This is a genomic window from Rheinheimera fenheensis (assembly GCF_039871805.1).
In the GTDB taxonomy this organism is placed as follows: domain Bacteria; phylum Pseudomonadota; class Gammaproteobacteria; order Enterobacterales; family Alteromonadaceae; genus Alishewanella; species Alishewanella fenheensis.
In genome coordinates, this window is the sequence record NZ_JBDPJM010000010.1 from 127,178 (window position 1) to 142,416 (window position 15,239).

Sequence of the window (15,239 nt, forward strand, 5' to 3'; positions counted from 1 at the left end):
CGGTTTTCATGGTTGTGCACGAGTCCTGTTAACCTGAATTTCGCATACCGGCGGCAATACCGGCAATGGTCACCATTAGCGCCCGGCTAATAGTTGGGCTAACGCGATCTGGCTGGTGCCTTACGCGGTGCAGCAACTCGGCCTGCAAAATATGCAGCGGGTCAACATAGGTGTTGCGCAGCATAATCGACTCGCGGATCCAGCTCTCTTTCGCCATTAAGGTATCGCTGTGAATAAGCTTTAAGAGCAGCTCACGGTCAGCAGTGAGCTGGTCGCGCAGCGCCTGGCCTAAATGCTGCAGCTCTGATGGCACCAATACCTTGTCATAATAAGCAGCAATGTCGCTGTCGGCTTTTAAAAACACCATCTCCAGCATTGACATGCGGGTGGCGAAAAACGGCCACTGCTGCTGCATTTCATCCAGTAGCGCCGCCTTATCCTGCTCGGCGGCCTTGGCCAATGCCGAGCCTGCGCCGAGCCAGGCCGGTAACATTAAGCGGTTTTGCGACCAGGCGAAGATCCACGGAATCGCCCGCAGGCTCTCTACGCCGCCGGTCGGGTTACGCTTGGCCGGCCGGCTACCCAGTGGCAACTGGCCCAGCTCTTGCTCTGGCGTGGCCGCCCGGAAGTACGGTACAAAGTCTTTATTGTGCCGCACCACCGCGCGATACGCCTCACACGAGTCCTCTGCCAGCTGGCTCATTAAGCTGCGCCAGCTTTGCTTGGGCACCGGTGGCGGTAATAACATGCCTTCTAACACAGCGCTGGCATACAGCGCCAGGCTGCGCTCGGCTAATTTGGGCAAACCGAATTTAAAACGGATCATCTCGCCCTGTTCGGTCACCCGTAAACCACCGTCTAACGAACCCGGTGGCTGCGATAAAATGGCGGCGTGGGCCGGGCCGCCGCCACGGCCGATAGTGCCGCCGCGGCCATGGAATAACGTCAGCTGCACCTTAGCCTGCTGACAAATGGCCACTAAGGCTTCCTGCGCACTGTACTGTGCCCAGGCGGCGGCAAACACACCGGCGTCTTTGGCCGAGTCGGAGTAGCCAATCATCACCTCTTGTTTGCCGTTAATGTAGCCGCGGTACCAGTCGATGCTGAGCAGCTTACGCATGCAATCGGGCGCATTTTGCAAATCGCTTAGCGTTTCAAACAGTGGCGCCACCGGCATCGGGAAGCTAATGCCCGCTTCTTTTAACAGCAGCTGCACCGCCAGCACGTCGGACGGTTTACCGGCCATTGAAATCACATAAGTGCTTAGCGCCTCGCTGCCATGACGGGCGACAATATCGCAGGTGTCCAGCACTTCCTGCACATCGCTTGAGGGCTGCCAACCTTTGGGGAACAGTGGCCGGCGGTTAGCCAGCTCGGCCAATAAAAACGCCTGCCGGGCACTTTCGTCCCAGGCGCCATAATCGCCCAGGCCGAGATATTGGGTTAACTCGCTAAATACCTGGGCATGGCGGCCGGCATCCTGGCGGATATCCAGCTTTAACAGTGTCAGACCAAAGGCATAAGCACGGCGCAGTGTGTCGAGTAGCTTGCCGTTGGCAATCACCGCCATACCGCAATCGAGCAGTGACTGATAACACAGCAGCAGCGGCTCAAGTAACTGCTGGTTATGCCAAATCAGGTCTTGCGGCCGCTGCAGCCGGTCGTGTTTTAACGCCTCGGTTAGCCAGTCGCGGGTATGCAGCAAGCCGGTGCGCAGTTTGTTCAGCACCAGCCGGTACGGCTCACTGGCCTCAGCGGCGGCTTCACGCAGTGCCGGGCTGGCCTGATACATCGACAACTCACTGCTGAGTAAATCTAAGTCTTTGGCAAATAAGTCAGCGGCTTTCCAGCGACTGAGCAGTAGCACCTGCCGGGTAACTTTTGATGTGACAAAGGGGTTGCCGTCGCGGTCGCCGCCCATCCAGGACGAAAACTTCACCGGCGCGGCATCCAGCGCCAGCCCCTGGCCGGTGGCGGATAATAACTTGCTATCGAGCTCGCGCAGAAAATCCGGTATCGCCTGCCACAACGAGCTTTCAATTACGGCAAAGCCCGATTTGGCTTCATCGACCGGGGTTGGCCGCTGCTCGCGGATTTCATTGGTGTGCCAGGCCTGGGCAATCAGCTCTTGCAGGCGCAGCTCTACCCGTTGCTGTTGGCTGGCAGTGAGCTCCTGCTCGAGCTCGGTTAAACAACCGGCAATTTCAGTCAGTTTATGGATCAGGGTGCGGCGCGACACTTCGGTCGGGTGTGCCGTTAATACCAGCTCTATTGATAAATTTGCCACCGCTTGCTGTACCTTGGCGGCATTAAGCTGTTTTTCTCTCAGCAGGGTAAATAATTCCTGCAGTGGCTCGGGTTTTTCAATGCTGGCCTGGCCAATACGACTGATGCTGTAATGTTGCTCGGCTAAATTGGCTAAATTAAGAAACTGCGCAAAGGCGCGCGCCACCGGTAACAGCTCATCATCGCTTAAGCTTTGCAACACCTGTTTCAGCTTATCGGCCTGCAGCTCCTCACCTTGCCGTGCGGCCTTGGATAATTGCCGGATCTGCTCTACCCGCTCCAGGAGCGCATCGCCTAGCTGGCTACGAATAGTATCGCCCAGCTGGGTGCCCAATAACCCGACATTGCTTCTCAGTGCTGCGTAGTGGTCCATTTTGCTTACCTCGGTTCGCTTTTGTGCTACCACCCTAGCCGGTAATGAACTGGTACTCAACCATGATTGATTACAAAACGGGCAACGAAATTGGTAAGACCAAATAACCAAAAAAACCGACCGGTCGCAATAAAAAACCGGCAGTCCAGGGAGGAACTGCCGGTTTGCTTAGGCTGTACTACTGCAGCACGACTGCTGCAGTCGCTGTCTGGTTTAGAACTTTTGTTCGATACGCAGGAACACGGTGCGGCCCAGTACATCGTACAAACCGGTGTACACATCACGGTAACCGACAAAGCCGTCGTACCAGGTCGGTGACGCTTTATCGAAAGCGTTGTTCAGGCCCAGGGTAATGCTGCCATTGTAGTCGTGGCTGTAAGACAGCTGTACGTTGTGTTTCACATAGCTTGGAATGTCGGCCAGGTAATTGGTACCCCAAACGTCATTGCCCGATGCCTGATCGCCAATGTAATAGGTGGTCCAGGCTGCGCCCCATTTGTTCTGCGACCAGCTGACGCCCAAGTTACCGCGTAAGTCCGGGTAATCCTGCAGGCCGGCATAATCGATGGCTTCAGCGTCTGGGGCTGACTGTGACACATAGTCTTTGACGTACGTCAGCTCACCTTTAAAGGTGAAATCACCGTAGTTGGTCGCCAGCTTATAGGCGGTTTTAAAGTCATAACCTGAGGTCGTCAGGCCCGCAATGTTTTGATCGAAGCTGTAAATGGTTTCAATTTTGCCGCTGTCATCGCGGATAATGGCCGGGTGATTGCCGGCGCCTAAATCCTGCTCTTCGCTTAACAGACGCGCCACGCTGATAGAGCCGATTTTGTTATCCAGCTTCACTTTGTAGTACGACACTTCGGCAGACCAGTCGTCGGTAATGTTCCACACCGCGCCCAGCGTTAACGATTCGCCATCTTCCGGCTTCAGATCCGGGTTACCACCAAACCAGGTGCGGTGCTGCTGTGAACCGTTCGGGTTACAGTACACCGCATCGGCGCCGGCGTTACCCTGGGTGTCACACCACAGCGTATCGTAGGCTTTTTCAAAGCTTAGCGCCTGGGTAGAGAACATCTCGCCCATATTCGGTGCGCGGAATGACTCACCCCAGCTGGCACGCACTAACAAGCTGTCCAGCGGACGCCAGGCCACGCCAACCTGAGGTGCAACGTTGTCAAACTTACCGCTGACAAAGCTCGCGCCCACATCGCCTGATTGGTCGTACTCGTCATAACGCAGTGCAGTATTAATGTCGATATTGCCCGGCAGCGCGAATTGTAACTCGGCGTACATCGAAGTACGGTCACGGGTGGCGAAGACGTCATCACCGCCTGAACCACCTGACACCCGGCCAGAGGCTGATTGCGGATCGCTTTGCTGGGTAAAGTCGACCGTTTCAAACTCAGCACCCACTACGCCGGCAACGGTGACCAGCTCGTTTTCAAACAGCAGGGTAGACACTACGGCATCAATCTGCTCGCTTTCATACTCAGCGCTGTATAAACCGGTGTGCGCAGCTTTGCCATAGAAGCCGGCCATCATGGCATCCCAGTCGCTGATGCTCATGCCGGTTGTGTTGAAAATATCGTACTCGCCGCTGTCGACCAGGGTTTGCACGATGTCATCGTTCACCAGGTTAAAGTTAAATGAATTGGTTTTTGACCGGCTCATCTGGGCATTCACTTCCCAGTCGATACCGTTGGCCACATCTAAAAAGCCCACCAGACCGCCAAAGAAGTCGATATTGCTGATTTCAGTGCGGGTATCACGCGCGCCAATTTGCGCTGAACGCATACGCAGGCTCAACGCTTCGCCCACTGGGTTAAGCGGGTTGTCAGCCGCCATTACCGGGTAGTTAGTCGATACCGGGGTACCGGCATAACGGCTGTCGGTTTTGGCAAAAGAGGCACTGGCGCGGCCGCGGAACTGGATATCGTCGGTCAGCGCGTAGTTAAAGCTGCTAAGCAGTGAGTTTTGCTCGACGTCACCAAACAATTTGGTGACCATGCCATGGTTATAACCACACTGAGCACCATCGCCCAGCACCACGGTGTTTTCTACCGTGCCGCACATGTCATCATTAAAATACCAGCTGCCATTGGGCCGCACGCCGTTAGGCACCGAGCTAAAGCCTGAATAATCACCATAAGTGGCATCGTCCATGGCCCAAATGTCACGGTCCATCACCGCGTCAGTTTTGTAGTGCTCAAACGTCAGCATCAGGTTGCCTTTGTTTGAGGTAAAGCCACTGGTCACCGAGAAGCGGTTGCTATCGCCACCTTCTTCACTTGGCCGCTCGGTGTCGTAGCTTAGTGCTACGCCGTCAAAGTCTTTTTTGGTGATAATGTTGATTACACCGGCAACCGCATCAGAGCCGTATACGGCTGAAGCGCCTTCGCGCAGAATTTCAATACGCTCAACAATCGCCATCGGAATGCGTGAGGTATCAGCAGAGGCGCCCGCGCTGGAGCTGGTGCCCGGCATACGGCGGCCATCTAACAATACTAAGGTGTAGTAAGACTCCAGGCCGCGCATCTGTACGCTGCTGGTAGCACTGGCGCCAGCGCCGTAGCCTGACATACCGCGCCATGAACCAAAGCTGTTGACTGAGGTGTTGTTCAGCACATCGGCCACTGTGGCTTCACCGGATAATTGAATATCCGCCGCGGTAATCACCGTGACCGGCGAGGAGGTTTCCATATCAATTTGCTTGATACGTGAGCCGGTTACTTCAATGCGTTCTACTTTGGCTTCTTCCGTTTGTGCAGCGTGTGCCGCTGTCAGGCCAGTTAAGGCTAAGGGTGTGGCCAGCAAAGCGTAGCGCACTGCGTTAGATAAAGATGTGGTTTTCATGTTACTCCCTCTGGTGGCAGGTTAACCTGCGCGGTTTTCGTTCTAATGGTTTTTCGCCAGCCGAAACTAAAGGCGTTACCAGAGCGATACCAGCGCTAAGCCACTAAAGCGGGGCACGGTGTGACTAACGGAGGGATTGGCGCCACGGCAGTAAAAATGCGGGTTTTACCCATTCTACCAACGGCCGGAAATACGGGTTTAACGCTATACATTCACCGATGTATTTTTATTACACTGGCGCCATCAGTAGTAGCACGCGCGCAATGGTTTACCGGTATAACCGGCAGATCGCCGCTGTTTAAAGTAGAAGCACCATGAAATTACGTTGTTTAATTGCCGACGATGAACCACTGGCCCGCGCTGGCATCAAGCATTTGTTAAGCAGCCAACCGCAGTTTGAAGTGATTGCCGACACCGGCAATGGCCAGGATGCCCTGCGTTTAGCCATGCTGCACCAGCCGGACATTATTTTTCTGGATATTCAAATGCCGGGGTTAGATGGCCTGAGCGTGTTTAAACAGCTGGCCAGCAAGCCGGCAGTGATTTTTTGCAGCGCCTATGCCGAGCACGCCGTTACCGCTTTTGAGCTAAGCGCAGCGGATTACCTGTTAAAACCCTACAGCGCCGAACGCTTTCAACAGGCCTTATTTAAAGCCTGCGGCAAAATTATTAACCGCTTAAGCGCGCCGGTAAGCAGCGCCGATTACGCTGATCGGCTCACCATACGGGATCCGGGCCGGCTACGGATAGTGGATGTCAGTGACATTAGCTGGATCGGCAGTGCCGGTAACTATGTCGATATTCACCTGTATTCGCAAAGTAAAAGCTTATTACTGCGCGACACCATGACGGCGATTGAGAAAAAACTCGACCCGGCGCAGTTTGCCCGCATTCACCGCTCGGCTATTGTGCGTAAAAGCGACATTATTGAGCTGCGCCCCGGCGACAAGGGCGATGCTGAAGTGATTTTAAAAAGTGGCGCCAGCCTGACGCTGTCACGCCGCCACCGCACCGCCCTGGCCGAGCTGTTTGGCCAGTTAAATTAAACAAGCCGTTAGCCGTTACTTTGCATAGCAACAAAGCTTGCTATACTGGCGCCACTCTTGGTTTAGCCGTATCGGTTTGGAAGCACAGGCATGACAACAGCACCGCAAAACACACCAGCAAAGAAAAAGTCTGGCATTTTACCTAACCTGATCATTAACGTTGTATTACCGGCGCTGATATTAAGTAAGTTAAGCGGTGATGACGCTTTTGGCCCGGTGTGGGCCGTGGTAGTGGCACTGGCCTTTCCGTTGCTGTTTGGCGTCTGGGAGCTAAAACAGCATGGCAAGGTCAATTTTTTCTCCATACTCGGCATTATCAGTGTGTTACTTACCGGCGGCATTAGCTTGTTGCAACTGCCACCGTCGTACATTGCCATTAAAGAAGCATTGATCCCGGGCCTGATTGGCGTCATTGTGCTGGTCAGCCAGTACACGCCCTACCCGCTGGTAAAAAAGCTGCTGATTAACCCTGAGCTGCTGGATATGCCTAAATTAGAGCAGGCATTAAGCGCAAAACACAATCTGGCTGAATTTGACCGCCGTATGGGCAAAGCCGGTTATGTAGTGGCCGCCTCATTCTTTTTATCGTCGCTGCTTAACTATGTGCTGGCCAAGGCCATTGTAGTGAGCCAGCCCGGCACCACCGCCTACGCCGAAGAGTTGGGCCGCATGACCTGGCTTAGCTACCCGGTAATAATGCTACCCACCATGATCATGCTGATGGGCGCCATCATTTATATGTTTAAGCAAATTGGCCAGTTAACCGGCCAGGCGCTGGAAGACTTTATTCTGCAGTAGGTTTGTTAAGTGCTGCGCGCAGCTGCACCAGCTCTTGCTGCAGCTGCTGCATTTGCGCCAGCAACTGTTGCTGCGTCGCCACATCGGCATCATGCTCTGCTTTATGCTCTTCATCGTGCATGCTTTGCACCGCATTCACAATAACGGCAATAAACAGGTTCAGCATGGTAAAAGTCGCAATAAGAATAAAGGGCACAAAAAACGCCCAGGCATAGGGGAACTGCTCCATTACCGGCCGGGCTATGCCCATAGACCAGCTTTCCAGCGTCATAATTTGAAACAGTGTATACAGCGACGCACCTAAGCTGCCAAACCAGTCCGGAAAGGCGTCACCAAACAGCTTAGTCGCCATCACCGCCGCCACGTAATAAATAAGCGCCAGCACCATGGCAATAGACAGCATGCCGTTAAGTGACTGGATAAGGGCGCCGACAATTTTGCGCATCGACGGTACAAAAGTCAGCACCCTAAGCACGCGTAGTACGCGAAGCGCACGCAGCACCGCAAAAGGCCCACTGGCCGGCACCAGTGCAATACCTACCACGATAAAGTCAAACACACTCCAGCCATCTTTAAAAAACGCCAGCCGGTGTACAAATAACCGAATAGCAATTTCTACCACAAACACTGCCAGTATGGCTTTATCCAGCGCCAGCAAATACACGCCTATCGCCGCCATCAGCGCAGGCATGGTCTCCATGCCCAAAATCACCGCGTTAATTAAAATAAGTGTCAGCAACACACGCTGCACGGTGCCGTGCTCAATAAACTGCTTTAACCGCGCCCGCAAGGTTGGCGCACTCACCAGGGCATCACTACTCATAAAACGACCTTTAGCAAAGTGGCTGAAATTGGCGCTATTGTATGCCAGCAGTTATGGCCGTCAATGGCTTTGCAGCAGCAACAGATAAAGGCGTTACAGCAGTTGCGACAACGGGCTTTTTACCCCGGCCGCACCGCGATTAAGCACATGAGTATAAATTTGTGTAGTACGCACATCGGTATGGCCCAGCTGCTCCTGCACTGTGCGAATATCGGCACCGGATTCCAGTAAATGCGTGGCGAAGGAGTGACGCAGAGTATGGCAAGTCACCTGCTTTTGAATTCTGGCCAGCTTAGCGGCTTGTTTAATCGCTTTTCTGACGGTGGTTTCGTCAATATGGTGGCGTCTTACCGTTTCTGACTCAGGATCAACGCTAAGCTGAGCTGAAGGGAATAAATATTGCCAACCAAGTTCAAAAGGAGCGGATGGATATTTAATGGCAAGTGCATTGGGCAACCAAACACCACTGTACTCGTTGTTGTGTCTATCACGCTGCCAATATTGCTGCACCAAATCAGATTGATTGCGCAGCAGAGCCAACAATTCAGGTGCCAAGGTTACCCTGCGGTTTTTATTGCCCTTACCTTGCCAGATCATCAGCGAAACATAGTCGTAATCGATATCTTTTACCCTTAGTCGCACCGCTTCCATTAATCGCAAGCCACTGCCATACAATAGCTGAGCAACCAATTTATACTTTGGATCTATGGCCAACAATAAGCACTGCATTTCATCGCGGGTTAACACTACCGGTAATTTAGTAGCAACCTGCGATTTATGAAAACGCATATCAAGCGACAACGGTCGCTGAATAATATGCCGGTATAGGAAGGCCAGCGCGTTAAGTGCAGTAGCCTGGGTTTTGACCGCAACATTACGTTGGTTGCTTAAATATGACAAAAAACTTTCAACCTCAGGTTCAGCCATTTGTGAAGGGTGCTTCTTGCCATGGTACAAGATAAAGAAACGAATCCAGTGCTCGTAAGTGTCAATTGTGCGCCTCGCATAACGCCGCGTGGTCATAAACTCGCGGATTGAATTTAGAAACATCGAAGCCATAGTAATCCACTCAAAATAACTGTTTAAATAAACAGTAGTTTGCTTTGAGTTTTTTATCAACAACTCGCGGGTTTAAAACCCATGTTTTGCAGCAACCTAAATTGCTACAAGATAAAAATGCTTGATTTACATTTTACTAGCGGAATAAACTCAGACCTATTTTGTAACTTGCGGGATCTTTAACACGCAACTCGCGGGTTTTGGTCCTTTGAATAAGCTGTTATAAACCACAAGGACAGTTCATTTGAATATCAATGCTACTTTGTACGGCCAGTTTGTAATCATTTTCGCGCTAATCATGGGCGCACTATGCTATTACGTAGCTCGTCGTAAAATGCAAAAGCCAGCGGTTGCAGGTTTACTCGGTGCTGTTTTGTCACTTATTCCAATATTTAGCGTAATTTATCTGTTCATACTGCTGTTTAAAAAAGATGTAGGTTCTACATCGGCGGCAGTAAGTGAGTAAGGTGGTTTATAACAAGGCCAGTCACGGCGACGTCTTTTCCGCTGCGGCTTCGCCTTCACTGCAAAGCCGCGCATGCTGGCGGCGTTAGCTGACTAGAAGCTCAAACTATGACACAACTTGACGTATCATCGATAAGCACAAGCGAAGAGCTTCATTCTCTTCTGGCAAGCGTGTTTAAATTCCCAGACTACTACGGCAAGAACTGGGATGCATTTGATGAATGCATTCGTGATTTCCCTCCGGAAGAGCCAATATACATCATGGGAATTAGCCAATTGTCTGAGCAATTACCAAGGGAAGCTGACCTTCTAAAAAGTTGTCTACAAGAGTTTGCTAACGAACAATCAGTGCCTTTCCAAGTTTATGTCAGCTAACAAGCGCCATCAAAAACGCGCCCTTTGGGCGCTCGACTCGCAACAAGTTGCTCGCGTTTGTGGCGAGCGTTATACGTAAATAGACATGGCGATCTTATCTAAAACAAAAATGTCTTTGAGGATCATTGGGGATGACTTGGTTCCTGATGAAGTTAGCCTATTGCTAGTTTGTAGGCCAACGCGAGAAATGATTAAAGGCAAGCCATTTTCATGGAAAAAAGATGGGAACCAACGATTAGCAAAATCGGGAATGTGGCGCCTGGAGGCAAATGATCAAATTCCTGGGGATCTTGATGCCCAAGTATTTGAGCTGCTAGATCAACTTACAGATAACTTGGATACATGGGCCGTTCTGTCAGAGAAATATAAATTGGATATGTTCTGCGGGCTTTTCATGGAGTCGGGAATGGAGGGTATCAGTTTATCTGCAAAATCGTTGCTCGCTTTGGGGCAAAGGGGTATAGAAATTGGTTTTGATATGTATGGTCCAGATGATGAAAGCGTATAACAATCGCCATCAAAAACGCGCCCGTTTGGCGCTCGACTCGCAACAAGTTGCTCGCGTTTGTGGCGTGCGTTATGTGCCCCAGAAATTCCTTTAATTCGGATGTAACAATGGAAGTTTTAAAAAAAATTTTTGAAAGTAAAAATCTATTAATTGCAGCAATTTTCTTGCTGCATCTGTCACCGGTTCTGCAGCTGATGCAAAAGACAAAAATATATTTCCAAATGTTCAGTATGGATATGGGAATCTACTTTTATCTTAATCTTTTTATCAACATTATTATTGGCTTTGTAGCTGCTTATATACTGGTCTTGTACTTCCGACGAGCACTAATTGACAATTTTTATTTCAATATTCAGTGGCATAGGAAATGGGCGGCGACAGGATTCTCAGTTCTAATGCTGTTTATCGGTTATGTGGCTGCACAAGAATCCTTGAGCAATTTACTGGGTACATTTGGGGTTTACGGTTTTTTCTCAAACTACCCCTTTAGGCCATTTAGACTTGCTGCAGGTATGTTTCCTTTTCAGTACTTAGCTATTCCGCTTGCACTTATATGTCACTTAACTCACAAAAATGGCAAGGAAGAACCATCGGCTCTCAAAGCATAAAGACTATTGTGGCTCTGGCACATAACAAGCGCAGTCACATTCGGCCACTGCGTGGCCTGGACCTCAACCGCTGCGCGGGTTTCGGCCTGTGCTGCGGGCGTTATATGCTAGGGGCATCCATTTGAGAATTTCTGCTTTCTTTGCTGCGACAATGTCGTCGTTAGGTGTTTTTTTGCTATTTCATTTGCTATCGATTTATTTGGCAAACCAGTACTACTTCAAACCTTACGCAGAAATGGATTATGAATCGGCATCCATCGGGTTGAACATAGTTAAGCTTGTTAAACATATTGGAGTATTCTCTGCATGCTTTTTTGCTGTAGGATTTGCAAACAAAGAGGGAGTCAAAATTTGGCATAAGGCTGCATGTGCTATTTCTCTGTCTGTGCCTGTAGTCTTGTTAGCATCTTTCCCAGACATTCTTTATGTAACCGCGCCAAGTACGGTATCAATTCTAAATAACTTAGATCGTGTTTTTTATTATTACTTGTCTGCTGGCGTAGGGTTACTTTTAGGGTTTAGGTTTAATAAATTGAATGGCATATAACAAGTTACTTAATTTCGTTCCAGCCACAAACAGCGTGGCCTCCACGGGACTGCCTACGCTGCGCTGCGGCAGCCCATTAGTAATGCGTTAGGTTTGTCTCAGCTAGGAGCGGGATTTGATTAAAAAATGGACTCTTCTATTAAGCATATTCCTTACAGCGTGTGGATTTGACGGCGATGGAATCTACGAAGAAAGCGGATTTTGGCCATTAACAACACACAATTTGCAGTTACCTGCTTTCAATTTTGAATCTGAGAAAGAGATGCTCTTCAAATTCGATGGTTATGGATCTCATGGCACTTCTTTTCTACGCGTTAATTTAACCAGTGATACTCCTGTACGCTTTGAAAAATTGGACACCATTCTCGAAGTACGGGTTTATGAAGGTAGCAATGTTACGTATTTTTATCGGAAGTCAGCTCTAAATAGTCATTACCTTCGCATGCTAGATATTGGCGAAGCAGCATGGGCAAACGAATTGGAATGGAACGGGCGATATAAATATTCATCACCCGATATTAAAAATCGGGCAGTACCATTTTCAAATTCAGAGGTTCCTGAACCGGTGAAGGATATGACATATATTCATTCTTTACCTACAGGTAAAGAAGCATTTAGTGTTTATGTAAAAATAGGTGACGTTCCAGCTGGTTTTGAAAACTTGAAAATAAATCTTAGTTTATCATCAGGCTGGAAGTAGTTATGCAAAATAAACCTAACAAACGCCATCAAAAACGCGCCCTTTGGGCGCTCGACTCGCAACACGTTGCTCGCGTTTGTGGCGGGCGTTATACGCGTTGAGCCGGAGTAAGTAGAGAGCAATATGGATATTCTGAGTACAGCGATTCAAGTAAATCTTTCAACGATAATCTTTGCTTTTATTGCTGGCATTTTTGTATGGCGCTTTAATCATCCTGGCAAGGTTCGTTTCTGCTTGGGCTTGGTCATTGTGTGCTTAAGTGGCATTTTAGCTATTCCAGCTACTCAGTTAGTCTCAGGTTCATCTATGTCCTTAATTACTCAAAGCAACATCATCGGCATATTGCATGGTGCAGGTTTGCTGGTTTGCGCAACGGCTTTTAATTCAAATGCAAAACGCGTATAACAAATTGCTTAATTTCGTTCCGGCCACAAACAGCGTGGCCTCCACTGGACTGCCTACGCTGCGCTGCGGCAGCCAATTAGCAAAGCGTTATATGTATTTGGAGCTTCGATGAGAATTACTGGCTATAAACGGAAGGATACCGAAGTTGAAGGATTGATTGAGATGGAATCAATAGCCATAGTTGCAGATGCAAAAAAACTGAAGGCTATAGCATCTTTCCTAAACTCAGCTGCCGAAGAGATGGATAAAATGGGCAGTGATTTTGATCACGCCCACCTTATGGATAAATGGAGCGAGTGGGATGCATCATTTCCTGATGTTCAAGTTGTCAGCACAAAATACATATAACAAGGCGCATCACGCGCAGCCTGCGGCTGCTGGGACGTCAAACGCTAACGCGTTTTTCCGCCCGTGTGCTTTGCGTTAAACGATAAGGTACATGCATTGAGAAAAATCATACTATTTGTGTCTATTTTATTTTTATCCTTAAGCTCTTATGCGGAAGATGGCTCTGGTGGAAAAAGGGAGTCCAAGGAAGCTGCAGAATTAATGGTTCAATTGGATGAAAATTCTCAACATAACGTTTCAGAAAATGTCGGTATTGTAAAAGATATCTTCCATATAGCATTTTTTATAACAGTTGCTGTACTGGCACTTCTGTCCTATCTACAAGCTAAGAAGACAGTATTTTCACCTATCAAAACAGAGATATTTAAATACCAACTGAAAGCTTTTGAAGAGGTAATTGGGCCCTTTCAGAACAAAGGGGAAATAGAGTTAAAAAATGACATGGATATGGACTCGATAATTGATATAAATACATTTGATCTATTCAACAGTTATGTGTCTACTTTTATGAAGGATGAAGTGTCGATTGATGAAAAATTTGCAAAAGAAAAGATGAATATGGCGTGCGGCGCGATTGTTTCAAAGGAATTTGCGGAAGAATATTTTCAGCCCGTAGGAAGTGAAGCACCGGTTTTTCCAAACAACGAGAGCCCAAATGAGCCAGCGTTAAAGCTAGCAAAGTGGAATAACAGAAAATATGGGTTAGTCCATTTCACAAAGGAATATAGTATTGCCACGGCAGAAATGAAGAGATTTCAAAATTCCCCGTTACTTCCATCCGGATTAAAAGAGCTGCTGAACGAATACAGCGCGTTAATGGAAGAGACTTTGTCTGCAGTTGGTGAGGCTTTGGAGGAAGCTGGTAAAAATATGCCAACGAATTTCCCGACTGCTAAAAAATTAAAAAACTTTAACCCATCATGGGTTTCAAATATTCACAATGATAAAGCTCCAAGGCTTGAGCCAAAGGCAATGGAAATATTGAACTTCATTAATGAATATTTGGGGGTTGATGATCTTGCAAAGAAAAGCGTTTAACAAGGCCGTTAAATTCGTTCCGGCCGTAAAAGCGCGGCCTCTACCGGACTGCCTACGCGCTGCTTCGGCAGCCGTTTACGGCAGCGTTATGTGTTGGGGTAAATAGATGAGTGCAGGAGTAGTCTTATGGATAGTTTTTGCAGTTAGTGCCATGTTGTTCAGGTATGTCGGCAAATCATTTATATCGCAACCTGACTACAATGTTCCTGAAATATTTAGAAATCCCGGTATTGCTAAGTTACTGGTGATATTGCCGCAGCTTGGTTTCGCATCTGTAATAATGTTAGGTTTTATCATTACCGATAATGGTTGGTGGTATCTTGGTGCAGTGGTTGTCGGGGTGCTTATTCTAGTTCCTAAACCTTTTAAAGAGCCTTCAAGTAATGAAAATCCCGTTATTGACCCCACCACAAAAGCAGTAAAATCAAAACTGAATAATTTATTTGGTGACACCTCCGATTTGTCAGAAGAGTTAGTTAATAGTTTAAGTAACATTGCTTATTTTTCCGAAAAAGCGCTTAACCAAAACTATGGTGGACTTGTTGATCTTAAAAGTATGCATCCTAACAACAGTGAGAGTGAACTTTTTTCAATCTACATGGAGCATATGGCACATGTTACGGCAAGCCTCAATTCTGCGCCTAAACTTATCGAAAACCTTCGTTCGATGAGGGCTAAAGATCCTGAGCTTTTTTCATATTTTGAAGAGGTAACCGTGGACATCCTTAAATACAAGATTGATGATGTAGGGAATAAAAATGAAATACGCAGATTTGCAGAAAGAAAAACAAAAAAACCAATTGAATATGAAGGCTTAGCTCGCAAATTTGGAATTCCATTTCGCACATAACAAACGCCAGCACAAACGCGCCCTTCGGGCGCTCGACTCGCAACAAGTTGCTCGCGTGTGTGGCGGGCGTTATGAGGCCGAGTTACCCATGATCAGTAGACACCTTCTATAGTTAGGTATCGTACCTGACACTGAGGTGCAAGATGGCCAGACA

The 15,239-nt window shown here is 48.5% G+C and carries 16 protein-coding genes; 12 read left to right on the forward strand and 4 right to left on the reverse strand.

The window, feature by feature from the left end:
* Positions 1-28: 28 nt before the first annotated feature.
* Together ppc and ABGI61_RS13870 are read right to left on the reverse strand one after the other, a co-directional pair.
* Positions 29-2,659 carry a phosphoenolpyruvate carboxylase gene (gene ppc / locus ABGI61_RS13865; protein WP_347602068.1) on the reverse strand — a complete coding sequence of 877 codons (2,631 nt, stop codon included), beginning with the start codon at positions 2,657-2,659 and terminating at the stop codon, positions 29-31.
* 213 nt (positions 2,660-2,872) lie between these two features.
* Positions 2,873-5,515: a TonB-dependent receptor gene (locus ABGI61_RS13870; RefSeq protein ID WP_347602070.1), complete on the reverse strand. Its 2,643-nt coding sequence runs from the start codon at positions 5,513-5,515 to the stop codon at positions 2,873-2,875.
* A gap of 314 nt (positions 5,516-5,829) precedes the next feature.
* On the opposite strand from ABGI61_RS13870, the gene ABGI61_RS13875 reads away from it, so the two are divergent.
* Both ABGI61_RS13875 and ABGI61_RS13880 read left to right on the forward strand, forming a co-directional pair.
* Complete coding sequence (locus ABGI61_RS13875) at positions 5,830-6,561, forward strand: LytR/AlgR family response regulator transcription factor (RefSeq protein WP_347602072.1); 732 nt, start codon at positions 5,830-5,832, stop codon at positions 6,559-6,561.
* Between the two features lie 90 nt (positions 6,562-6,651).
* Positions 6,652-7,359 carry a VC0807 family protein gene (locus ABGI61_RS13880; RefSeq protein ID WP_347602074.1) on the forward strand — a complete coding sequence of 236 codons (708 nt, stop codon included), beginning with the start codon at positions 6,652-6,654 and terminating at the stop codon, positions 7,357-7,359.
* On the opposite strand, the gene ABGI61_RS13885 is transcribed toward ABGI61_RS13880, so the two are convergent.
* Positions 7,346-8,182 (reverse strand): ion transporter, encoded by an 837-nt coding sequence (locus tag ABGI61_RS13885; protein ID WP_347602076.1) that lies wholly within the window; start codon positions 8,180-8,182, stop codon positions 7,346-7,348. The two genes, ABGI61_RS13880 and ABGI61_RS13885, sit on opposite strands and share 14 nt — an antisense overlap.
* Positions 8,183-8,275: 93 nt before the next feature.
* Positions 8,276-9,241: an integron integrase gene (locus ABGI61_RS13890; protein WP_347602078.1), complete on the reverse strand. Its 966-nt coding sequence runs from the start codon at positions 9,239-9,241 to the stop codon at positions 8,276-8,278.
* A gap of 244 nt (positions 9,242-9,485) precedes the next feature.
* Here ABGI61_RS13890 and ABGI61_RS13895 point away from each other — a divergent pair, with 244 nt between their 5' ends.
* From ABGI61_RS13895 to ABGI61_RS13940, 10 genes are all read left to right on the forward strand, one after another.
* Entirely contained in the window at positions 9,486-9,707 is a 222-nt protein-coding gene (locus ABGI61_RS13895) for a hypothetical protein (RefSeq protein ID WP_347601373.1), read from the forward strand.
* A 107-nt stretch (positions 9,708-9,814) separates the two neighbouring features.
* Entirely contained in the window at positions 9,815-10,081 is a 267-nt protein-coding gene (locus ABGI61_RS13900) for a barstar family protein (protein ID WP_092789594.1), read from the forward strand.
* An 85-nt stretch (positions 10,082-10,166) separates the two neighbouring features.
* Positions 10,167-10,589, forward strand: a complete 423-nt coding sequence (locus ABGI61_RS13905; protein WP_347602080.1) for a DUF4279 domain-containing protein — start codon at positions 10,167-10,169, stop codon at positions 10,587-10,589.
* 107 nt (positions 10,590-10,696) lie between these two features.
* Positions 10,697-11,197 carry a hypothetical protein gene (locus tag ABGI61_RS13910; RefSeq protein WP_347602082.1) on the forward strand — a complete coding sequence of 167 codons (501 nt, stop codon included), beginning with the start codon at positions 10,697-10,699 and terminating at the stop codon, positions 11,195-11,197.
* Positions 11,198-11,318: 121 nt separating this feature from the next.
* A complete protein-coding gene (locus tag ABGI61_RS13915; protein WP_347602084.1) occupies positions 11,319-11,744 on the forward strand; it encodes a hypothetical protein in 426 nt (141 codons plus the stop codon).
* Between the two features lie 115 nt (positions 11,745-11,859).
* Positions 11,860-12,444 carry a hypothetical protein gene (locus ABGI61_RS13920; protein WP_347602086.1) on the forward strand — a complete coding sequence of 195 codons (585 nt, stop codon included), beginning with the start codon at positions 11,860-11,862 and terminating at the stop codon, positions 12,442-12,444.
* 123 nt (positions 12,445-12,567) lie between these two features.
* Positions 12,568-12,849, forward strand: a complete 282-nt coding sequence (locus ABGI61_RS13925; protein ID WP_347602088.1) for a hypothetical protein — start codon at positions 12,568-12,570, stop codon at positions 12,847-12,849.
* A 108-nt stretch (positions 12,850-12,957) separates the two neighbouring features.
* Complete coding sequence (locus tag ABGI61_RS13930; RefSeq protein WP_347596688.1) at positions 12,958-13,197, forward strand: Imm32 family immunity protein; 240 nt, start codon at positions 12,958-12,960, stop codon at positions 13,195-13,197.
* A 96-nt stretch (positions 13,198-13,293) separates the two neighbouring features.
* The gene (locus tag ABGI61_RS13935; RefSeq protein WP_347602090.1) at positions 13,294-14,235 is read left to right on the forward strand and encodes a hypothetical protein; all 942 of its coding nucleotides are present in this window, start codon (positions 13,294-13,296) and stop codon (positions 14,233-14,235) included.
* A 106-nt stretch (positions 14,236-14,341) separates the two neighbouring features.
* Positions 14,342-15,085, forward strand: a complete 744-nt coding sequence (locus ABGI61_RS13940; protein ID WP_347602092.1) for a hypothetical protein — start codon at positions 14,342-14,344, stop codon at positions 15,083-15,085.
* The last annotated feature ends 154 nt before the right edge of the window (positions 15,086-15,239 follow it).